This is a genomic window from Streptomyces sp. NPDC051940, from assembly GCF_040680895.1.
Taxonomy (GTDB): domain Bacteria; phylum Actinomycetota; class Actinomycetes; order Streptomycetales; family Streptomycetaceae; genus Streptomyces.
Map to the genome: position 1 here is coordinate 58,131 of NZ_JBFAXR010000025.1, position 19,517 is coordinate 77,647.

Consider the following 19,517-nt stretch of genomic DNA (forward strand, 5'->3'; position numbering starts at 1 on the left):
CGGTCAGACGGCCGAGGCTTCGATCTCCACGCCCACGACCCGCCGGGGCGCGGGGTGGAAGCACGCGGCGCGGGAGCTGTCGCCGGACGCCTCCAGGGCCGGACGCTGCTCCGCGCACCTGTCGTCCGCGAAGGGGCAACGCGGGGCGAACAGGCAGCCGTTCGTCCGGACCCGCTCGTCGAGCGGGGCGAGCGGGGCGAACCGGTCGGGGCCCGGCTCCTCCAGCCCCCGCATGACCGGGATGGCCGAGAGCAGGCACTGGGTGTACGGGTGCACCGGGGCCTGGATCACCTCGTCCACCGGGCCGTGCTCGACGACCTCGCCCCGGTAGATGACGTGCAGTTCGGCCCCGTCTCCCACATAGCGGGCGGTGGCGACGTCGTGCGTGATGAACACCAGCGAGATGCCCAGGCGCGTGCGCAGGTCGCGCAGCAGGCCGAGGATGCCCAGGCGCAGCGACACGTCGATCATCGAGACCGCCTCGTCGGCGATCAGGACCTCCGGGTCGACGGTCAGCGCGCGGGCGATCACGACGCGCTGGCGCTGACCGCCGGAGAGCTGGTGCGGGTACTTGGGCAGCACCCCTTCCGGCTCCAGGCCGACCAGGTCCAGCAGTTCGGCGGCCCGGGTCCGTACGGAGGCGGTCGAGGCGCCCGTCTCCCTGGCCCGCATCCGCAGCGGGGCCTCGAGGATCTGCTCGATGGTGCGGGTCGGGTTCAGGGCGGAGTACGGGTCCTGGTGGATCATCTGGATCCGCCGGAAGTACGGGGCCCGCCTGCCGGGTCTGAGCGCCGAGAGCGGGACGCCGTCCACGGTCAGCTCGCCGCCGTCGAAGGTCTCGATGCCGGTGAGGATCTTGCCGAGGGTGGTCTTGCCGCAGCCGGACTCGCCGATGAAGCAGATCGCGCCGCCCTCCGGCAGGGTGAAGTCCACGCCGCGCAGCGCGTGCACGGTGCGCGCGCCGGTGAACGCGCCGTGGGTCCGGTAGCTGCGGGTGATGCCGCGTGCCTCGATCACGGCGTGGCTCCCTTCGGGGCGGTGGGGGTGGCGGATCCGACCGTCGCCGCGTCCGCGTGGCACGCGTGCCGGTGGCCCGGAGCGGACTCGGTGAGGACCGGGACCAGTTCGGCGCACACGTCCATCGCGAACGCGCACCGCTCGCGGAACACGCAGCCCGTCCGCGGGATCGTGGTGAGGTCCGGCGGGCGGCCGGGCAGCGCGCGGGCGGCGGCGGTGTCCCCGGTGACGCGTGCGGTGGCGCCGATCAGGGCCCGGGTGTAGGGGTGGGCGGGACGGCGCAGCAGGTCCAGGGTCGGGCCGTGTTCGACGATCCGGCCGCCGTACATCACCGCGAGGTTGTCGGCGATCTCCGACACCACGCCCATGTCGTGGGTGACGATGAGCGTGCTCAGGTTGTGCTCGTCGTGCACCTGGCGAATGATCCTCAGCACCGCGGACTGGGAGAGCATGTCCAGCGCCGTGGTCGGCTCGTCGAGGATCAGCACCCGGGCGTTCAGGACGAGCGCGAAGACGATGCCCATGCGCTGGCGCATGCCGCCCGACAGCTCGTGCTGGTACGAGTCGAGCACGCGCTGTCCGTCCAGGCCCATGAGCTCCGCGAGTTCGCGGGCGCGGCGCAGCAGCGCGGGGAGGTCCTTGACGCGGTGCGAGCGGCCCAGGTCGAGGATCTGCCTGCCGAGGGTCGTCAGCGGGTTCATGGAGTTCTGCGACGCCTGGAAGACGTAGCCGAGTTCGGCTCCGCGGACGGCGCGCAGCTCCCTGCCCCGCAGCGCGGTCATGTCGCCGACGCCGTCCACGTGCACGGCGCCGCCGGTGATGCGCCCCGGCTCGGGGATGGCGTTCATCAGCGCCAGCGCCAGCGTGGACTTCCCGGAGCCCGACTCGCCCACCAGCCCGGTGATCTCACCGCGGCGCAGGTCGAGCGAGGCGCCGGCGACGGCGCGGTGGTCGGTGCCGGCGACCCGGTAGTGGACCTCCAGGTCCCTCACGCGCACCTCGGCCGGCCGGGTGGCCGAGGCGGGCGTCCGGACGGACGTGCCGGTGGACGGTGTGGCGGTCATCAGCGCTCCCTCAGCCGCGGGTTGAACAGCTCGTCGATCGCGTCGAGGAAGAGGACGACGCCCATGATGAGGAGCAGGATGCAGGTCAGCGGCGCCAGCAGGTAGAACAGCGCCTCGGGGCTCTGCAGCGCGCCGCCGGAGAACACCGCCTGGTTGATCATCACGCCCCAGTTGGTGGTGCTGAACGGCACGATGCCCAGGAAGAACAGGCCCACCTGGGCCTCGACGAAGCCGATGACCGCCAGCAGCAGGTGCATCGCCACGTACGGCGCGATGTTCGGCAGGAGTTCGCGCAGCAGGATGTGGCGGCTGGGCAGGCCGAGTCCCCGCGCGGCCTCCAGGAAGCCGCGTTCGCGCAGGCTCAGCACCTGGGAGCGGACGGCTCTGGCGATGCCGCCCCAGCCGACGATGCCGAGCACCAGGCCCATCTCCAGCGGGCTGCTGAAGGCCCAGATGGTGCTCAGCACGACCAGCACCGGCAGTCCGGGGATGGTGAGGACGAAGTCCGTGGCACGCATCAGCAGGCTGTCGGGCAGCCCGCGGTGGAAGCCCGCGAGCAGGCCCACGGCGGTGCCCAGGCCCACGGCGAACAGGCCGGCCAGCGCACACGTCAGCAGCACGTAGCGGGAACCCACGACGGTGGCCTGCAGTACGTCGGCGCCCGCGAAGTCGGTGCCCAGCCAGTGCGCGGAACTCGGCGCCTGGTAGACGGCGTCCGGGTCGATCGTCAGCTGGTCCGGATAGCACATCGGGCCGAACGTGCCCAGCAGCACGAAGAACACCAGGATGGACAGGCCCGCGATCCGGCCGGGCTTGCGGGTCAGCACCCGCCGCACGGCCCGTACCCGGGCGCGCCTGGACGCCGCCGCGGCGCCCGTCTCGGTGAGGGTGGCGGTGGTCATCTCTCAGCGCCTCACTCGGGGGTCGATCACGGAGTACAGCAGGTCCGCGAGGATGTTGGCGATCACCACGGCGATGGTGATCAGCAGGAACGCGCCGGTCATCAGCGGGTAGTCGCGGGAGCCGATGCTCTCCAGCAGCAACCGGCCCAGGCCCGGGTAGTTGAACGCGTTCTCGATGAGGATCGCGCCGCCGAACAGATAGCCGCACGCGATGGCGAGCGTCGTGAACAGCGGCAGGATCGCGTTGCGGCCGATGTAGCGCAGCCGGGTGCGGGGGGCGATGCCGCGCAGCTCGGAGGCGAGGATGAAGTCGTCGCCGAGGACCGACGCCACGCTGGAGCGCATCGACAGCAGCCAGCCGCCGTAGGAGATCAGCACGTACGTGGCCACCGGCAGGATCGCGTGGTACGCCAGCGAGCCGATGAACGGGGTGTTCCAGCCGGGCTCGACGTCCAGCGAGTAGGTGTCGCCGAAGGGCAGCCAGCCCAGATTGGTGTAGAAGACCGTGGTGAGCAGGATCGCCAGCACGAACGAGGGGATCCCGGCGATCACGGACGCGGAGAGGCTGAGCGCCCCGCCCCAGCGCGAGGAGCGCTGCACGGCGGCGACCACGCCGGCGGAGACACCGATCAGGAAGCTGATCAGCAGGCCGGTGAGGATCGGGATCAGGGTCCAGGGCAGCGCGTTGCCGATCACCGAGGAGACGGTCACCCCGCTGTAGGAGATCGACACCCCGAGGTCGCCGTGCACCAGGTCGCCCAGATAGTCGGCGTACTGGCGGACCACCGGGTCCTTCGAGGTGAAGCCGTAGATGAGGGCGACCTTGGCCTTGGCCTCCTGCGGGCTGAGGCCCTGGGCTATGTAGCCCTCGTAGGCCACGCCGCCCGGATCGCCGGGCAGGGCGTGGACGAGGAAGAACGTGAACGTGGCCACGGCCCAGACCATCAGCGCCCCGCGGACCAGCTTGAGAAGTACGGTGCGGGCGATCGCCTGCACGTCCCTCACCTCCTTTCCAGTGGTGGGGGCACGGGACGGGGCGGCAGCCGGGGGATGGCCGCCCCGTCCCGTGACCCGGATTCGGGGGTCAGTCCTTGGCGTTGACGAAGCCCAGGGCCATCCACACGCCGGGCGGCTGGGCGAGCAGGTCGTCCTGCCCGGTCTTCGGGAAGTCGGTGAAGGTCTTGTCGAGGTTGAACTTCACGTTGGTGTAGTCCCAGACCGGGATGACCGGCACCTCCTGGTCGGTGACCTTGGCCAGCTGGAGGATGACGCCCTTCGCGGCCTCGTTGTCCAGGCCGGCGAGGCTCGCGGTCAGCTCACCGGGGTTGACGGACTGCCCGTCGACAGTGGAGGTCACCGCGCCGTGCATCCAGTTGCCGGAGCCCTTCTTGTCGGTGTGGGTGACCTTGTCGCCGCTGGCGACGAAGCCGTTGCTCTCGCCGTACAGGCGCTGGAACTCCTGCCGCGCGCTGGCGCCGACGGCGGTCAGCCACCAGCCCACGTCGAACTTCTCCGCGGCCATGTCGGTCTGGTACTTGCCGAAGTCGGCCGACAGCTGCGCCTTGGTCTCGATGCCGAACGAGGTGAGCTGGTTGGCTATCACCGTGGAGGCCGCGACCCAGTCGCTGAATCCGTTGACGGTCTGCAGTGTGATCTTCCACTGCTTGCCGTTCGGCAGGTACCACTTGCCGTCCTTCTGCGTCAGGCCCGCGCCCTTCAGCAGCTCGGCGGCCTTCGCCTCGTCGTGGGCGTAGGGCTCCAGCGAGGAGATCTGGTCGGGCGCGAGCCAGGTCGCGGTCGCCTTGGCGACCATGCCCGTGGGAGCGGCGGCGACCTTGCCGCCGACCGGCTGGCCGACCTTGGTGACGGCGTCGCGGTCCAGCAGGTACGCCAGCGCCTGGCGCACCTCCTTCTTGTCGTACGGTGCGCGGCTCTGGTTGAACGCCAGCGACGCCTGGACGTAGGAGACGCCCTCGATGCGCTGGTAGCCCTTCTTCTCGATCTGCTTGAGCACGTTGGTGGGGATGGCGGTGAAGGGCGCGGCGTCCAGGTCGCCGTTCTTCATGTACCCCCAGATCTGCTCGTTGCCGGAGTAGTGGCGGATGACCACCTTCGCCGGGTCGATCTTGTCGGCGGCGTAGAAGTGCTTGTTCTTGACCAGGACGACCGAACCGGGGCTCATCCGGTCGACCACGAACGGTCCCGCGGAGACGTCCTTCTTGGGGTTGAAGGCGGCGATGGCCTTGCCGGTCTCGGTGAGCTTGTCGACGGCTGCCTGGGCGTCCGCCGCGGCGGACGGGTCGAGGTTCTGGCTCGCGTGGATGGTGTCCCAGACGTCCGCGGGCACCAGGTGGCCGTAGACCTCGGCCGACACGATGGACTGGCCCAGCACCTGCTTGACGAAGGTCAGGTTGTGCGTGCCGGAGACCTGCTTGACCTCGATGGTGCTCTTGCCGGTCTCCTCCACGGAGGCCACGTTGAGGCCCTCGCTCAGGCCGCCGGCGCCGACCGCGGCGCTGCCCTGGGTCAGCGCGATGGCCATCGACATGCGGATGTCGTCGACGGTGACGGGCTTGCCGTTCGACCACTTGGCGCCGGGCTGCATGTGCAGGACCAGGGAGTCGCCCTTCTCCTCCCAGCTCGCGGCCAGCCCCGGGAAGGCGTCGTTGGTGTTGAGCGGGTTCTTCTTCTCCCAGCCCAGCCGGAAGTTGTTGTAACCCAGGAAGCTGTTGCCGTTGGCGTTGAACGGGTTCATCGGAGCGCCGGGCGTAATCGGGTTGTTGGCGTCGACGGTGGTGAAGACGCCCGCCTGGTGGCTGGCGCTGCCGGGACCGTTGTCCGGTCCGCAGGCGGTGAGACCGGCCAGCGCCGCGAGGGCTGCTGAGGCGGCGACGAGATGGTTGAACCGAACCATGCGCGTGGGCTCCGATCGGCACACAGGAAATGGGGGAGGCGGATGAAGCGGAGGTGAACGCTCTGAGCGAGTGAGCCAGACCGTAGGAGTGACTGGCTGTAGATGTCAATGAGTTGCGTTGCTGAAAGCAATCTCGTAACTTACCGCCGCACGCCTCAAGTGAGCTCCGCTGTCCCGCAGTCGCCTCACCCGCCCCTCCGCCGAGAGGAAACCCGCGATGCACCCGCCGCTCCCGGTCCGTGTCGACGTGCCCACCGAACGCCGCAACCCCCGCACCCTCGACATCGACGACCTGCCCACACTCGAGGTGCTGCGCCTGCTCAACGCCGAGGACCGCATCCCCGCGCGGGCGGTGGCCGAGGTCCTGCCCCGACTCGCCCGGGTCGTCGACGAATCGGCGCGCCGGCTGCGGGCGGGAGGCCGGGTGCACTACTTCGGCGCCGGCACCTCAGGGCGCATCGCCGTGATGGACGCCGCCGAGCTGATCCCCACCTTCGGCCTGCCGCCGGGCGTGGTCGTGGCCCACCACGCGGGCGGTCCGGGCGCCCTGATCGAGCCGGTCGAGGGCGTCGAGGACAGCGCGGCGGCCGGCGCGGCCGACGCCGCGGACGTCGGCGGCGGGGACGTGGCGGTCGGGCTGGCCGCGAGCGGCCGCACGCCCTACGTCGCCGGGGCGCTGCGCGCCGCCCGGTCGCGCGGCGCCTTCACCGCCCTGGTCAGCGCGAACCCCGACGCGCCGCTGGCCGGCGAGGTGGACGTGCACCTGGGCCTGGACACCCAGCCCGAGGCCATCGCGGGCTCCACCCGGCTGAAGGCCGCGACCGCGCAGAAGCTGGTCCTCAACAGCCTGTCCACCGCCGTGATGGTGGCGCTCGGGCGTACCTACTCGAACCTGATGGTCGACGTCACCGCGACCAACGCCAAGCTGCGCGGCAGGCTGCTGACCATCCTGGTGGAGGCCACCGGCCTGGACGAGGGGACCTGCGCCGCCGCGCTCGCCGCCGCGGACGGGGAGCTGAAGCCGGCACTGGTCGGCCTGCTCGCGGACGTCACACCGGAGCAGGCGCGCGGTGCGCTGGCCGCGAACGGCGGACGGGTGCGGGCCGCGGTGCGCGCGGCACGCTGACCCGGGCTGTCCGGGCGCCCGGCGGGTGGTTGACGCGGGCTACTTGGGGGCGCGCCGCCGCTGCACCGCCGCGTAGGTGCGCTCCAGGGCACGCGTCGTACGGCCGTGGTTGCGCTGTGCCACGCCGACGAACAGGCAGTCCACCACCGTGAGCGCCGCGATGCGGCTGGAGATCGCACCGGTGCGGAACGCCGTCTCCCGCGCCGCCGTGGTGAGGACCATGTCGGCGGTCTCGGCGATCGGCGAGAGCGGGAAGTTGGTGATGGCCAGGGTCGAGGCGCCGTTCTCGGACGCCTCGGCCAGCGCCGCCACCGTGTCGGTGGTGGTGCCCGTGTGCGACACGCCGATGGCCAGATCGCCGCGGCCGAGCAGCGCCGCCGAGGTGAGCGCGCCGTCCGCGTCCGACCACACCGTCGCCCGGTAGCCGATCCGGTGCAGCTTCTGCTGCAGGTCGAGGGCGATCAGGGCGCTCGCCCCGACCCCGTACAGGTCGATGCAACCGGCCCGCAGCACCTCGTCGATGGCCCGCTCCAGCACCGTGAGGTCGAGCTGGGCGACGGTCTCCTGCACGGCCCGGGCGTCCGCGAAGCCGAGCTTGCCCACCATGTCGGCCAGCGAGTCCTCCGGGCCGATCTCGCTGCCCGCGCTGGACCAGGCCGGGCCGCCCAGGTCCTCGCTCCCGCCCGCGGCGGCCAGCTTGATCCGCAGCTCCGGGTAGCCCTTCAGGCCCACCGCGCGGCAGAAGCGGATCACGGTGGTCTCGGAGGTGTCGCACTGCGAGGCGAGCTCGCTGATCGTCAGGCCCGCGACACCCACCGGATCGGCGACCGTGGCCTCGGCCACCCGTCGCTCCGACGGCGGCAGCGAGGGAAGCAGGGCACGGATCTGCACCAGGACGCTCGGCGGCATCGTCGAACGCTCCTGGTCAGGGCCGGGCTTGTGCTCCGGTGCGGGCTGCTGGGGGGTGTCGTCGCCCCCTCTGCGGCGACGGCTGGACGCGTTGGCCATGTGGGAATTCTACGAGTTCGTCGGGATCCCCGTCGCCGAGTTGCGCAAATCAGGGCACTGCGGGCCGTGACGGCGCCCTGTTCGCCGCCCGCTGGGCGACCGCCGCGTGCAGCGTACGGCGCAGAGCCTTCGCGCGTGCGCCGCGCCCGTAGTGCACGGCGTTGGTGAGCAGGACGACCCAGATCCCGCTGACCGGGTCGAGGGCGAGACTGGTGCCGGTGAAGCCGGTGTGCCCGGCGCCGGTCGCCGGCCAGTGCGGCGACATGTGGTCCCAGACGTCGCCGGGCAGCGCCCAGCCCAGGCCGCGGACCCCGTCCAGGCCCGCGGTCTGCGAGGCGAGGGCCTCGGCCCGGATCCCCGCGGAGAGCGGGGACTCCTCGGACAGCCAGCACACCCGCAGATAGCGGGCCAGGTCCCCGGCGGTGCCGAAGAGCCCCGCGTGGCCGGCGACACCGCCCAGGCTCTCGGCGTTCTCGTCGTGCACGGCGCCGCGGAGGGGTTCCCCGCCCGGCCGCGCCTCGGTCGCGGCCGTGCGCTCACGCCAGTGCGCGGGCGGCAGGTAGGCGGTCGCGGCCAGGCCCAGCGGGTCCAGCACCAGCTCCGCGACGGCCGTGTCCAGGGGCTGTGCGCAGACCTCGGCGACGAGCTCGCCGAGCAGGATGAATCCGAGGTCCGAATAGCGCACCACCGTGCCGGGACGGTGTTCCAGCGGCTCCGCGTACACCGCGTCCAGGCGCCGGCCGGGGCCGCCCGGCAGCTGCCAGAGGTCGCGGTGCGGCGGCAGCCCCGCGCAGTGCGCCAGCAGCTGCCGTACGGTCACGCCGTCCTTGTCGCCGCCGCGGAACGCCGGCAGGTGGCGCCGTACCGGGTCGTCCAGACCGAGCGCCCCCTCGTCGGCCAGCCGCAGCACGGCGGGCGTGGTGGCGGTGACCTTGGTGAGGGAGGCGAGGTCGAAGACCGTGTCCTCGGTGACCGGGCCGCCGTCGGGGCCCTCGGACAGGACGCCGAAGGCGGCGGTGGTGACCGGGCCGTCCGGGCCCTGCCCGGTGGCCAGGACGGCGCCGGGGACGGTGCCGTCCTCGACGGCGCTGCGGACGATGTCGACGGGATCGGGGGTCAAGGCACTGCCTTCCGGGATCGGGGACTGCACGGTACTGCCGGGACGATCCTTCCGCTGGTAATTTTCCAACGCAACACCGGGACGCGTTGTGACTCGATTACGAACACGGCTTCCCGGTCCGACAAGACCGACCCAGAGGTGAGTTGGCATGGCACCGCCCCCCGCTTCTCTCCCGACCCTGCGCACCGCGGCCGAGGACGACCTCCCCGCGCTGACTGCCCTCGCCGCCGCCGCGCTGGTCCACGACGCGGACGCGCCGGACGTCCTGCGTCTGCTGTGGGACCAGGACGGCGGGCACCCGGGCCTGCGCCTCGTCGCGGACTCCGGCGGCGACCTGCTCGGAACCGCCCTCGGCCACCTCCGCCCGGCCACCGGCGAGCGGCCCGCCACCGGCTTCCTCGACCTCGTCGCCGTACACCCCGACGCGCAGAGCCGCGGCATCGGACGCGCCCTGTTGACGCGTCTGGAGCAGGAGTTGACCGCCGCCGGCGCCACCCGCCTGCTGGTGCGCGGCCGCCCCCCGGCCTATGCGTGGCCCGGCGTCGACATCCGCTACACCCGGGCCGTGTGCCTGCTGGCGTCCAGCGGCTACACCCGGCTGCCCGAGGGACTGAACATGCACGTCGACCTGGCGACCGCGCCGCTCGACACCGAAGCCGACGTCGAGCGGCTCGCGGCAGCCGGAGTCACCGTGCGGCGGATGGCGGCCGACGACGCCGGGCTGGGGCTGCTCGACTGGATCGCCCGGTTCGGCGGCTCCTGGGCGGGAGAGGCCGAGCGCGCCCTCGCCCACCGGACGCCGCGCGGCCATGTCGCGGTGCGTGAAGGCGACGGCGGCGCCCCGGAGTACGTCGGCTTCGCCTGTCACGGGGTCAACCGCCGCAGCTGGTTCGGCCCCATGGGCACGGAGGCGGCGGAGCGTGGCCTCGGCATCGGCACCGTCCTGCTCCGCCGGTGTCTCGCCGACCAGCGCGCGGCGGGGCTGGCGGAGGCGGAGATCGGCTGGACCGACCCGATCCACTTCTACGCACGCGGCGTGGACGCGACGCTGGGCCGGGTGTTCTGGCCGTACGAGAAGCAGCTCTGAGCAGGCCGTACGACGGCGGCGGGGCGCACGCCGGCTCCGAGCGGTCCCGCCCGGCAGCAGCGGGGCCCGCACCGGACCATCCCGGCACGGGCCCCGCCCTGACCGTCCTCGTACCTCAGCCCGCCAGGTGGTAGTACCCGAGCAGGTCGGAGTGCGAGGCCACGGTGTCCTGCCGGACGTACACGCCGGTGTACGGGGCGTTCACCATCATCCCGCCGCCGATGTAGACGCCCACATGGTGCACGGTCGCCGGCGAACTGCCGAAGTACACCAGGTCCCCGGGAACGGCGGCGGCCGCCGTGACCTGCGTCAGCCGGGGGTTGACCACCTGGTCGCGGGTGGTCTGCCCGATGTCGCCCGCGCCCGCGCGCCAGTAGAGCCAGCGGGTGAGCCCCGAACAGTCCAGGCCGACCTCGTGGTCCGCCGGACACGGCGTGATCGCGCCGCCGTAGCCGTCGCAGATGCCGATCGACGGGCCGAAGGAGAAGGCCCCGTCCTGGTGGCCGCCGCCCCACACGTACTGGATGTCCTGGCCGACGGCCTGCTGGGCGTAGTCCACGATCGCCGCGTACCGGCCGGAGCCGAGGTCGGCGGGCTGCTGCGGCGCCGGATCCCCGTACAGCGCGGCCTTCGTCGGAGGATCGGCCACGCCCGTGGCCGGCAGGCCGTGGGCGGACTGGAACGCGCTCACCGCGCCGGTGGTGGCGGAGCCCAGCGTGTGGTCCACGGTGAGCGAGGCGCCGGCCGCGTTGAGCCTGGTCTGCAGCTCGGTGACGCAGCCGTCGCTCTCGTTCGCCTCCAGCGCGGCCGGGCAGCGCAGGGACCGCAGGTCGATCCGGACCGTCGGGTCCTCGTAGTACAGGGCCGCCTTGGTGGCGGGGCCGACCAGACCGTCGGCCCCGAGGCCGTGCGCCGTCTGGTAGGCCTTGACGGCGGCCAGGGTCGCCGGACCGAAGTCGCCGTCGACGGTCAGTGCGGCGCCGTCGCGGGTCAGCAGCGTCTGCAGTTCCGTGACGCAGCCGCCGATCTGGCCCTGCTGGACGGTGCCGGGGCAGTCGGACGACACGAGCTGGATCCGGGCCGGGGCCGTGGTCGCCGAGGCCGGGGCAGACGCGGTGAGCGCCAGCACACCGGCCGCGAGGGCGGCGGCCAGACCGCGGCCGGTCCGCCGCGGCGTCAGTTGTCTGACCATGGTTCTCCTCTCCTGGGCGTGCGTGCGGACGCGGGTCACTTGCCGGCCTGCAGCGCGGCCCAGGTGAGGGGGCCGACGACGCCGTCGGATCCGAGGCCCTGCGCGGACTGGTAGGCCTTGACCGCGGTCAGGGTCGCCGGACCGAAGTCGCCGTCGATGGTGAGGGTCTGGCCGCGCGCCGCGATCAGCGCCCGCTGCAGCCGCTTGACGTCCTCACCGCTCGAGCCCTGCTGGAGCGTCGGCGTGGTCCCCGCGGCCAGCAGCGCCGTCCAGGTGTGCGCGTCGACCGCGCCGGTCACGGGCAGGGCCTTGGCGCTCTGGAACGACTGGACCGCGGCGGCCGTCGCCGCGCCGTACGATCCGTCGACCGCGCCGGTGTAGTGGCCCTGGCGCAGCAGCAGGCACTGGGCGGCGCTCACCAGCGAGCCCGAGGAGCCGGACGAGATCGCGGTGTAGAGCGCGAAGTCCAGCGTGGCGCCGCACACCCCGGGGGTGGTGTACGGGCCCGGGTCCACGTCGAGGTAGTCCCGGTCGATGTTGATCGTCACCCCGCCCCAGGTCTCGTCCGTGTCGCCGCTGAGCTGGTGGACGCGCTGGTGGTCGGCCCAGTACGCGTCCGGGACGTACGGCTTGGCGTCGGTGTCGTTCGCGCCGTTCCAGCGGGCGAACCAGATGTGGTCCGGGTTGGTGTAGACGCCCCGGGTGTACTCGGCGGCCAGGTCGGCCATGCCGGAGGCGGCGGAGGAGTAGACGCCCGAGAGGTAGCCGTTCGCGTGCAGTTCGTCGGTCCAGGCGGAGAGGAACGTCATCACCGCGTCGCTGCACGCCGCGTTGGTCTGGTCGTAGCCCTCCATGTCGTTGTAGAGGACGCTGCCCGCCGGCAGCCCCAGCCCGCCCGCCGCCGCGACGGCCTCCTGGGCCTCGGTGCGGCCCTGGCTCGCGGCGGTGCTCAGGGTGTACGACACCCGGTGGCCGAACCCGGTGCACGGCGCCTGCAGTCCGACGTGGATCGGCAGGATGTGCCAGCCGTTCGCGACCTGCGTGCCCACCCAGGAGGAGGTGAGGTTCGGCTGGGCGCAGGCGGCGGAGATGCCGCTGATGTAGACGCCGATCGCGCGGAAGGGCGAGGCCGCCCACGCGGACATCTGGGAGGTGGAGGGCGCGGCGCACGGGTCGAAGCCCAGACCGGTGTACGTGCCGGGCTGCACGCTCACCGACTCCGTCACCGCCGCGGTGCCCGAGCCGTCGCCGGAAGCGGCCTCCAACCGGACGGACTTGGCGTCCGCGCCGAGCCGTGCGCTGTCCAGCACGGACTGGACGGTGGCGGCGTCCGAGCCGGCGGTCGCGGTGACGAGCACCCCGGCCGCGGGCACGGCCTGGCGGACGAGTCCGGCCCGCTCGCCGCGCGGCGCGGTGGCCGGGGCGGTCGCGGAGCCGGCGGGGGCGATCCGGGTGGACGCGTCGACCGCCGCCCTGCCCCGGGCGTCCAACGGCTCGACGAGCAGCGCCTCGGTGCGGCCGACGAGCCCGGCGGGGCAGGTGGCCTGGCCGGCGTCGGTGGGGTGGCCGAGGTAGACGGTGTGGCGGTCGAAGCGCACGCACGTGTCGGGGTGTTCGGCCAGGTCGACGACCGGCCAGCCGGCCGGGACGCGGAGCTGGTAGCCGTGGAAGGAGACGTCCCGGCTGAGGGCCGGACCGCCGGGTGCCGCGTCGGCACCTGCCGCCTGTGCGGACGCCGCCTGTGCGGGCGCGGAGAGGGCCGTGAGTACGGCGGCGGTGAGCGCGGCCAGCGTGGTCGGCACGCCGGTCGCGCGGCGTCTGCGGGCATGCGAGATCATGGACAGGTTCATGACACTCCTGATGCAACCTGCGAAGGATGGTCGGATCGCTGCGCCTTGTGTGAAGCCCCCTGGCAGCGCCAACGAAGCTAATGGGTAAGTTAGTTGCAGCGCACTACCCTGTGACGAAAAATTTTGACGATCCGCCTGTCGAAGCGGTCGGTGCCGGATGGCGGCGCACAGGCTGGGCTGTTTGTGGTCAGACCATAGTTAGGATGCCGGGGAGTGCGGTTCCTTCCGTCCGCGCCGCGCCTTTGACCGGGGGGACCTTCCCATGACGACCGACTGGCAGCCCGTGCGGCAGGCGCGGACCCATGAGCTGGTGCTCGAAGCCATCGAGGAGCAGGTGCTCAGCGGGCGGCTCAAGGCCGGTGACCGGCTGCCGCCCGAGCGGGAGCTCGCGCCGACGCTCGGGGTGAGCCGGCCCGCGCTGCGTGAGGCGCTGCGGGTGATGGAGGGCATCGGGGTGCTGGTCTCGCAGGTCGGGCGGGGGCCGGACGCGGGGGCCCGGATCGTGCGCAACCCCGACGACGCCCTCGGGCGGGTGCTGCGGCTGCACCTGGCCCTCGGCAGCTACAGCGTCGACGACGTGCTCGAGGCCCGGATCGTCCTCGAGCGCTCCAGCGTCGAGGCCGCGGCCCGGCAGGCGTCCGAGGAGGACCTGGCCGAGGCCGACGCGATGCTGGCGCGGATGGAGGAGGCCGCCTCCGACGTGGCCGGGTTCAACGACCTGGACACGGCCTTCCACGTGCTCATCGCCCGCAGCTCCGGGAACCATCTGGTCTCGACGCTGACCTCCGCCGTCCGGGAGTCCGTGCGCACCCTGATCCTCCAGGCGGAGGAGGCCGCCGGGGACTGGGAGCGCACCGCCGCCGCCCTGAACGCCGAGCACGCCGAGCTGCTGCGGCTGATCCGCGCGGGCGACGGCGCCGCCGCGGCGGCCCTGGTGGAGCGCCACATCCGCGGCTTCCACGGCACCCTCGCACGCCCGGCGGGGACCGCGGACGCGTCCTCGGCGGAGACCGCGGACCCCCAGGGCTGACCCGCCCCCCGCGAGGGGCGGGCCGGTTTCGTACGACCCGTCAGAAGCGCAGCGGAATCGCCACGTTCTGGGTGCCGTCGGCCGGCGGGCCGACGCTCATCGCCGCGTGCAGCATGTCCGGGACGCCGTCCTCGCCGAGCAGGAGCTGCGGGCGTTCGAGCCGCTCCAGCGTCCAGGTCTCGTCCGTCGACAGACGCAGGGTGCGCAGCGACACCACCGGGTTCGCGGCGGGCCGCCACTTGAGCCCGTCCGTCGACTCGACCAGGCCCAGCGCGCCGAACTGCGGCGTGAGCGCCTTGGTCCGGTCGGCACCCGCGTAGTAGTCCTTGACGATCGCGAAGAACCGGGCGCGCTCCCCGTCGTACCAGACGTAGGGGTCCTCCGCCTGCAGCTCCTTCTCCAGCGCGACGCCCTGGTAGACGAAGGGACCCTCCGGGGACTCCGCGATCGCCACCACGTTGACGTACGCCTTCGCGGCGTTCCACGTCTTGTACGTCATCAGGAACCTGCCGTCCGGCATGGTGGTGACCGACGGGTTCACCACCATCTGGAAGGTGTTGACGTAGTCAGGCGCCACGATGGGGTGCTCGCTGCGGCGGCCGCGGCCCTCGACGAGGTCCGCGAGGCTGTCCGCGACGACCACGCCGATGCGCTGGCCCGCGTGGTAGCGCAGCCAGGTCGTCGGCTGCTGGGACAGCCACGGCTCGGGCGTGTTCAGCGGGTTGTTGGCGATGTAGTAGAGGTAGTAGCGGTCGCCGAAGCGGCGCACGTGCGGGTTGTGCGCGCAGAAGCGGTCCCATCGCGACTCGTCGCCGGTCCCCGTGAGCAGCGTGCGCACATGCCGGTACGGGCCGCGCCGGCTCGGCGACCAGGCGACGGCCACCTCGGAGTACTTCAGCCAGCCGCTGAAGCCGAAGAACAGGGAGCCCTCGGTGGCCGGGTCGCGCCCGACGGAGCCGTGCGGCCAGCGGGAGTAGAAGAGGTAGTAGCCGCCGGACGGGTTGGCGATGGGCGTGCCGCACCACACGTAGGTGTCGTCGACACCGAAGATGCCCTGCTCGGGATCCACCGGCTTCAGTGCGGCCTGGAAGTCGAGGTCCTCGACGGTGAGGCCGGAGGCGGAGCCCGTGGCGGCGTGCGCCGAGGGGAGGGCGAGCCCCGGACCTGCCATCAGGCCGATGGTGCCGGCCGCCGCCCGGGCGATCAGCCCGCGGCGGGACAGGTGGGCCGGCTCCGGAGCGGGGGCTGCGGAGGCCGACACGGCGTTGTGTTGACGTCTCATGATCGGGACCTTATGCAGCGGGTGCGCTCTTGCACAGAGTTTGGTCTGACCTTTCTTTGTTCAGGTCTTTCGACATTCGGCGGCGGCCTATATGGTCAGACCATAGATCGACCGCTGTGGGAGGCCTCGTATGCGCATCGGACTCTTCGCCACCTGTCTGGGGGACACCATCTTCCCCGACGCGGTGAAGGCGACCGCGCTGCTTCTTGCGCGCCTCGGCCACGAGGTGGTGTTCCCGGCCGGCCAGACGTGCTGCGGGCAGATGCACGTGAACACCGGGTACCAGCGCGAACCCGTGCCCCTGGTACGGAACTACGCCGAGCAGTTCGGCGACCGCTCCATCGACGCGGTCGTGATGCCCTCCGCGTCGTGCGCCGGCTCCGTACGGCACCAGCACCGGATCGTCGCCGACCGGTACGGCGACCCGGCCCTGCGCGACGGGGTCGAGACCGTCAGCGCCAAGACGTACGAGCTGGCGGAGTTCCTGGTCGACGTCGCCGGCACGGTCGACGTCGGGGCGTACTTCCCGCACCGCGTCACGTACCACCCCACCTGCCACTCGCTGCGGATGCTGCGGGTCGGCGACAAGCCGCTGCGCCTGCTACGGGCCGTCGAGGCGATCGACCTGGTCGAACTGCCGGAGGCGGACGCGTGCTGCGGCTTCGGCGGCACGTTCGCGCTGAAGAACGCCGCGACGTCGGCGGCCATGCTGGCCGACAAGCTCACCCACGTGGCGGCCACGGGCGCCGCCGTGTGCACCGCGGGCGACTCCTCGTGCCTGATGCACATCGGCGGCGGTCTGTCGCGGATCCGCTCGGGCACCCGCACCCTCCACCTCGCCGAGATCCTCGCCGCCACCCGCACGTCGCCGTACGCGCTGACGGAGGCCGCGGCGACGCCCCACCCCCTCCCGGAGCCCACCCGATGACCACCACCTTCCTCGGTATGCCCCGCGCCCCCCACGGGGCCGGCCGCCTCCGCGGGGAGCAGCCGTTCCCCCGGTCCGCCGAGGCCGCGCTCGGCGACGACCTGCTGCGCGGCAACCTCCGCAAGGCGACGCACACCATCCGAGCCAAGCGACTGGCCTTCACCGGCGAGCTGCCCGACTGGGAGGAGCTGCGCGACGCCGGCGCGGCGATCAAGACCGACGCGCTGAACCGGCTCCCCGAACTGCTGGAGCAGCTCGAGCAGAAGGTGGCCGAAGCCGGCGGCACCGTGCACTGGGCCCGGGACGCCGACGAGGCCAACGCGATCGTCGCCGGACTGGTCGCCGCCACCGGCAGCCGCGAGGTCATCAAGGTCAAGTCGATGGCCACCCAGGAGACCGGCCTCAACGAGCACCTGGAGAGCCAGGGCATCACCCCGTACGAGACCGATCTCGCCGAGCTGATCGTGCAGCTGGCCGACGACCTGCCCTCGCACATCCTGGTGCCCGCGATCCACCGCAACCGCGACGAGATCCGCGAGATCTTCCGTGCGGAGATCCCCGGCGCGCCGGCGGACCTCGGCTCCGCCCCCGAGGAGCTGGCCGCCACCGCGCGGGCCTTCCTGCGGGAGAAGTTCATGACGGTGCCCGTCGCCGTGTCGGGCGCCAACTTCGCCGTCGCCGAGACGGGCACGCTGGCCGTGGTGGAGTCCGAGGGCAACGGCCGGATGTGCCTGACGATGCCGCGCACCCTCATCACCGTCATGGGCATCGAGAAGGTCGTGCCGACCCACGCGGACCTGGAGGTCTTCCTCCAGCTGCTGCCCCGCTCCTCCACCGGCGAGCGGATGAACCCGTACACCTCGCTGTGGACGGGCGTGACCCCGGGCGACGGACCGCAGGAGTTCCATCTGGTCCTGCTCGACAACGGGCGCACCGCGGCGCTCGCCGACGCCGTGGGCCGCCAGGCCCTGAACTGCATCCGCTGCTCGGCCTGCCTCAACGTCTGCCCGGTGTACGAGCGCGTCGGCGGCCATGCCTACGGCTCGACGTACCCCGGGCCGATCGGCGCCGTGCTCACACCGCAGCTCGCCGGGATGGACGCGGTGAAGCACGACCCCAACGCCTCGCTGCCGTACGCCTCCACGCTCTGCGGCGCCTGCTACGACGCCTGCCCGGTGAAGATCGACATCCCGTCGCTGCTGGTGGAGCTGCGTCATCAGAAGACCGAGCAGGCCCCGGCGGGGGTCGAGCGGCTCGCGATGAAGGCGGCAGCCGCGGTGCTGGGGCGGCCGAAGCTGTACGCGGCGGCGCAGCGGGCCTCCCGGCTCGGCCGGATCGCCGGCGGGCGGGACGGCACGATCACCCGGCTGCCCCCGCCCTTCAGCGGCTGGAGCGACAGCAGGGACACCCCGGTGCCGCCCCGGCAGACCTTCCGCGAGTGGTTCGCCTCCGCGGAGGGCGAGCAGGCGCTGGCCGCGGCGAGCGGTGCCCACCCGCCCCACGACCCCCAGGAGGACGTCCAGTGACCGCCCGCGAAACCGTCCTCGGCCGCGTCCGCGACGCCCTGGCGCTCGCGCCGCAGCAGCCCCAGCCCGTCGAGCGGCGCTACCGGCGCGGCCGGACGCTGCCCGACGACGAGCGCCTGGCCCTGTTCACCGACCGCGTCCTCGACTACCGGGCCGCCCTGCGCACCTGCACGGCGGCCGGTACGGCGGCCACCCTGGCGGACGTCCTGTCCGGCCTCGGCGCCCGCCGGGTGGGCGTTCCCGCCGGCCTGGACCCGGGGTGGCTCGCGGCCTGGGAGGGCACGGTCGTGACGGATCCCGTCACGCGACTGGACGACCTCGACGCGGTCGTCTCCTCCTCCGCGGTGAGCTGCGCCGAGACCGGGACGATCTTCCTGGACGGTTCGGCCGACCAGGGCCGCCGCGCCCTGACCCTGGTCCCCGACGTGCACGTGTGCGTGGTCGACCTCTCCACCGTAGAGACGGGTGTCCCGGAGGCACTCGCCCGCCTGGTCCCCGGCCGGCCCACGACCCTGATCAGCGGCCCGTCCGCGACGTCCGACATCGAACTGGAGCGGGTGGAGGGCGTACACGGCCCGCGCACGCTCGTGGTGGTGGTCCGCACCGATGCGTGAACAAAGCCCGGACCACCACGTGTGAAGCCTCCGGGGACGGGACTCCGCCGTCGTATCGCCTGGTTAGACTGCCCCTGGCCGACAGCCCAGCGCGGACGGAGGACCCGGATGGGGGCACACGGGCAGTCAGTGTCCGACGGCGGCGCGCCGCCGGTGCGCCAGGCGCTGTCCGACAGCGTGTACGAGGGCATCAAGGCCATGATCATGGACCATGAGATCGCTCCCGGCGCCCGCGTCGGCATCGACGCGCTGTCGCGCACACTCGACGTCTCCCCGACGCCCGTCCGTGAGGCGCTGGCACGGCTGGAGTCCGACGGACTCGTCGTCAAGCGCTCGCTGTCCGGCTACCGGGCGACCGAACTGCTGAGCCGCCAGGGGGTGGTGGAGCTGTTCGAGATGCGGCTGCTCCTGGAGCCGCGGGCCGCCGCGCTCGCCGCCCAGCACGCCACCGAGGCGCAGCTCGACGCCATGGAGGCGACCCTGGAGGCGATGCGGGCCCACCCCGGCCCCTCCGGCCCGTACGCCGACTACCGCGACTTCGCCGCCCTGGACCAGCACTTCCACGACGCCGTCGCGCAGGCCGCCCACCGGCCGCTGCTCGCGGACGCGGTGGAGCGGCTCCACTCCCATCTGCACTTGTTCCGGCTCAGCAGCCTCCAGGACAGCGACGACCCGACGCTGATGGAGCACGAGCGGGTGATGCGCGCGGTCCTGCGCCGCAAGCCCGAGCGGGCCGCCGAGGCGATGGCGGAACACCTCACGTACAGCATGGAGCGTCAGCTCGACCGGTTCACCGAGGGCTGATCCGGTCATATACAGCGCGAAGCGCCGGCCGGATCACCCCTCGGTGAACCGGC

17 protein-coding genes are annotated in these 19,517 nt (G+C 72.6%); 7 read left to right on the top strand and 10 right to left on the bottom strand.

The window, feature by feature from the left end; translation table 11 throughout:
• Window positions 1-3: 3 nt before the first annotated feature.
• The 5 genes from AB0M28_RS13115 to AB0M28_RS13135 all read right to left on the bottom strand — a co-directional run bounded on the left by AB0M28_RS13115 (window position 4) and on the right by AB0M28_RS13135 (window position 5,897).
• Window positions 4-1,017, bottom strand: coding sequence for an oligopeptide/dipeptide ABC transporter ATP-binding protein (locus AB0M28_RS13115; protein ID WP_365402450.1), 1,014 nt, complete (start codon window positions 1,015-1,017; stop codon window positions 4-6).
• Window positions 1,014-2,081: an ABC transporter ATP-binding protein gene (locus AB0M28_RS13120; protein ID WP_365402453.1), complete on the bottom strand. Its 1,068-nt coding sequence runs from the start codon at window positions 2,079-2,081 to the stop codon at window positions 1,014-1,016. Before AB0M28_RS13120 ends, AB0M28_RS13115 begins: the two co-directional genes overlap by 4 nt.
• Window positions 2,081-2,983: an ABC transporter permease gene (locus AB0M28_RS13125; RefSeq protein WP_365402456.1), complete on the bottom strand. Its 903-nt coding sequence runs from the start codon at window positions 2,981-2,983 to the stop codon at window positions 2,081-2,083. The genes AB0M28_RS13120 and AB0M28_RS13125 overlap by 1 nt, the downstream gene beginning before the upstream one ends.
• Window positions 2,984-2,986: 3 nt before the next feature.
• Entirely contained in the window at window positions 2,987-3,979 is a 993-nt protein-coding gene (locus tag AB0M28_RS13130; RefSeq protein WP_365402459.1) for an ABC transporter permease, read from the bottom strand.
• A gap of 88 nt (window positions 3,980-4,067) precedes the next feature.
• The gene (locus AB0M28_RS13135) at window positions 4,068-5,897 is read right to left on the bottom strand and encodes an ABC transporter substrate-binding protein (RefSeq protein WP_365402462.1); all 1,830 of its coding nucleotides are present in this window, start codon (window positions 5,895-5,897) and stop codon (window positions 4,068-4,070) included.
• A gap of 217 nt (window positions 5,898-6,114) precedes the next feature.
• Between AB0M28_RS13135 and AB0M28_RS13140 the strand changes: the two genes are divergently transcribed.
• Window positions 6,115-7,023 carry an N-acetylmuramic acid 6-phosphate etherase gene (locus AB0M28_RS13140; RefSeq protein ID WP_365402465.1) on the top strand — a complete coding sequence of 303 codons (909 nt, stop codon included), beginning with the start codon at window positions 6,115-6,117 and terminating at the stop codon, window positions 7,021-7,023.
• Between the two features lie 39 nt (window positions 7,024-7,062).
• Here the strand turns inward: AB0M28_RS13140 and AB0M28_RS13145 are convergent, their stop codons facing one another.
• Window positions 7,063-8,031 carry a MurR/RpiR family transcriptional regulator gene (locus AB0M28_RS13145; protein ID WP_365402468.1) on the bottom strand — a complete coding sequence of 323 codons (969 nt, stop codon included), beginning with the start codon at window positions 8,029-8,031 and terminating at the stop codon, window positions 7,063-7,065.
• A gap of 49 nt (window positions 8,032-8,080) precedes the next feature.
• The gene (locus AB0M28_RS13150; protein ID WP_365402471.1) at window positions 8,081-9,151 is read right to left on the bottom strand and encodes a serine hydrolase domain-containing protein; all 1,071 of its coding nucleotides are present in this window, start codon (window positions 9,149-9,151) and stop codon (window positions 8,081-8,083) included.
• 148 nt (window positions 9,152-9,299) lie between these two features.
• Between AB0M28_RS13150 and AB0M28_RS13155 the strand changes: the two genes are divergently transcribed.
• A complete protein-coding gene (locus tag AB0M28_RS13155) occupies window positions 9,300-10,238 on the top strand; it encodes a GNAT family N-acetyltransferase (RefSeq protein ID WP_365402474.1) in 939 nt (312 codons plus the stop codon).
• 115 nt (window positions 10,239-10,353) lie between these two features.
• On the opposite strand, the gene AB0M28_RS13160 is transcribed toward AB0M28_RS13155, so the two are convergent.
• Window positions 10,354-11,430, bottom strand: coding sequence for a peptidoglycan-binding protein (locus AB0M28_RS13160; protein ID WP_365402477.1), 1,077 nt, complete (start codon window positions 11,428-11,430; stop codon window positions 10,354-10,356).
• Between the two features lie 35 nt (window positions 11,431-11,465).
• On the bottom strand, window positions 11,466-13,280 hold the full coding sequence (locus tag AB0M28_RS13165; protein WP_365402480.1) for a glycoside hydrolase domain-containing protein: 1,815 nt from the start codon (window positions 13,278-13,280) through the stop codon (window positions 11,466-11,468).
• 262 nt (window positions 13,281-13,542) lie between these two features.
• Here AB0M28_RS13165 and AB0M28_RS13170 point away from each other — a divergent pair, with 262 nt between their 5' ends.
• Entirely contained in the window at window positions 13,543-14,310 is a 768-nt protein-coding gene (locus tag AB0M28_RS13170; RefSeq protein ID WP_365402483.1) for an FCD domain-containing protein, read from the top strand.
• A gap of 40 nt (window positions 14,311-14,350) precedes the next feature.
• Here AB0M28_RS13170 and AB0M28_RS13175 read toward each other — a convergent pair whose 3' ends face one another.
• Window positions 14,351-15,592 carry a glycoside hydrolase family protein gene (locus tag AB0M28_RS13175; RefSeq protein WP_365402486.1) on the bottom strand — a complete coding sequence of 414 codons (1,242 nt, stop codon included), beginning with the start codon at window positions 15,590-15,592 and terminating at the stop codon, window positions 14,351-14,353.
• A gap of 130 nt (window positions 15,593-15,722) precedes the next feature.
• On the opposite strand from AB0M28_RS13175, the gene AB0M28_RS13180 reads away from it, so the two are divergent.
• The 4 genes from AB0M28_RS13180 (at window position 15,723) to AB0M28_RS13195 (ending at window position 19,464) form a co-directional block, all read left to right on the top strand.
• Entirely contained in the window at window positions 15,723-16,520 is a 798-nt protein-coding gene (locus tag AB0M28_RS13180; RefSeq protein WP_365402489.1) for a (Fe-S)-binding protein, read from the top strand.
• The gene (locus tag AB0M28_RS13185; RefSeq protein WP_365402491.1) at window positions 16,517-18,046 is read left to right on the top strand and encodes a LutB/LldF family L-lactate oxidation iron-sulfur protein; all 1,530 of its coding nucleotides are present in this window, start codon (window positions 16,517-16,519) and stop codon (window positions 18,044-18,046) included. The genes AB0M28_RS13180 and AB0M28_RS13185 overlap by 4 nt, the downstream gene beginning before the upstream one ends.
• Window positions 18,043-18,660, top strand: coding sequence for an LUD domain-containing protein (locus AB0M28_RS13190; RefSeq protein WP_365402494.1), 618 nt, complete (start codon window positions 18,043-18,045; stop codon window positions 18,658-18,660). Before AB0M28_RS13185 ends, AB0M28_RS13190 begins: the two co-directional genes overlap by 4 nt.
• Window positions 18,661-18,768: 108 nt before the next feature.
• Complete coding sequence (locus tag AB0M28_RS13195) at window positions 18,769-19,464, top strand: GntR family transcriptional regulator (RefSeq protein WP_365402497.1); 696 nt, start codon at window positions 18,769-18,771, stop codon at window positions 19,462-19,464.
• Window positions 19,465-19,517: the final 53 nt, after the last annotated feature.

Bases quoted from the DNA above. Each gene is read 5' to 3' on its own strand.
- AB0M28_RS13120 (WP_365402453.1), bottom strand. From the start codon at position 2,081: ATGACCGCCACACCGTCCACCGGCACGTCCGTCCGGACGCCCGCCTCG.
- AB0M28_RS13125 (WP_365402456.1), bottom strand. From the start codon at position 2,983: ATGACCACCGCCACCCTCACCGAGACGGGCGCCGCGGCGGCGTCCAGG.
- AB0M28_RS13135 (WP_365402462.1), bottom strand. From the start codon at position 5,897: ATGGTTCGGTTCAACCATCTCGTCGCCGCCTCAGCAGCCCTCGCGGCG.
- AB0M28_RS13140 (WP_365402465.1), top strand. From the start codon at position 6,115: ATGCACCCGCCGCTCCCGGTCCGTGTCGACGTGCCCACCGAACGCCGC.
- AB0M28_RS13145 (WP_365402468.1), bottom strand. From the start codon at position 8,031: ATGGCCAACGCGTCCAGCCGTCGCCGCAGAGGGGGCGACGACACCCCC.
- AB0M28_RS13155 (WP_365402474.1), top strand. From the start codon at position 9,300: ATGGCACCGCCCCCCGCTTCTCTCCCGACCCTGCGCACCGCGGCCGAG.
- AB0M28_RS13160 (WP_365402477.1), bottom strand. From the start codon at position 11,430: ATGGTCAGACAACTGACGCCGCGGCGGACCGGCCGCGGTCTGGCCGCC.
- AB0M28_RS13165 (WP_365402480.1), bottom strand. From the start codon at position 13,280: ATGAACCTGTCCATGATCTCGCATGCCCGCAGACGCCGCGCGACCGGC.
- AB0M28_RS13170 (WP_365402483.1), top strand. From the start codon at position 13,543: ATGACGACCGACTGGCAGCCCGTGCGGCAGGCGCGGACCCATGAGCTG.
- AB0M28_RS13175 (WP_365402486.1), bottom strand. From the start codon at position 15,592: ATGAGACGTCAACACAACGCCGTGTCGGCCTCCGCAGCCCCCGCTCCG.
- AB0M28_RS13180 (WP_365402489.1), top strand. From the start codon at position 15,723: ATGCGCATCGGACTCTTCGCCACCTGTCTGGGGGACACCATCTTCCCC.
- AB0M28_RS13185 (WP_365402491.1), top strand. From the start codon at position 16,517: ATGACCACCACCTTCCTCGGTATGCCCCGCGCCCCCCACGGGGCCGGC.
- AB0M28_RS13195 (WP_365402497.1), top strand. From the start codon at position 18,769: ATGGGGGCACACGGGCAGTCAGTGTCCGACGGCGGCGCGCCGCCGGTG.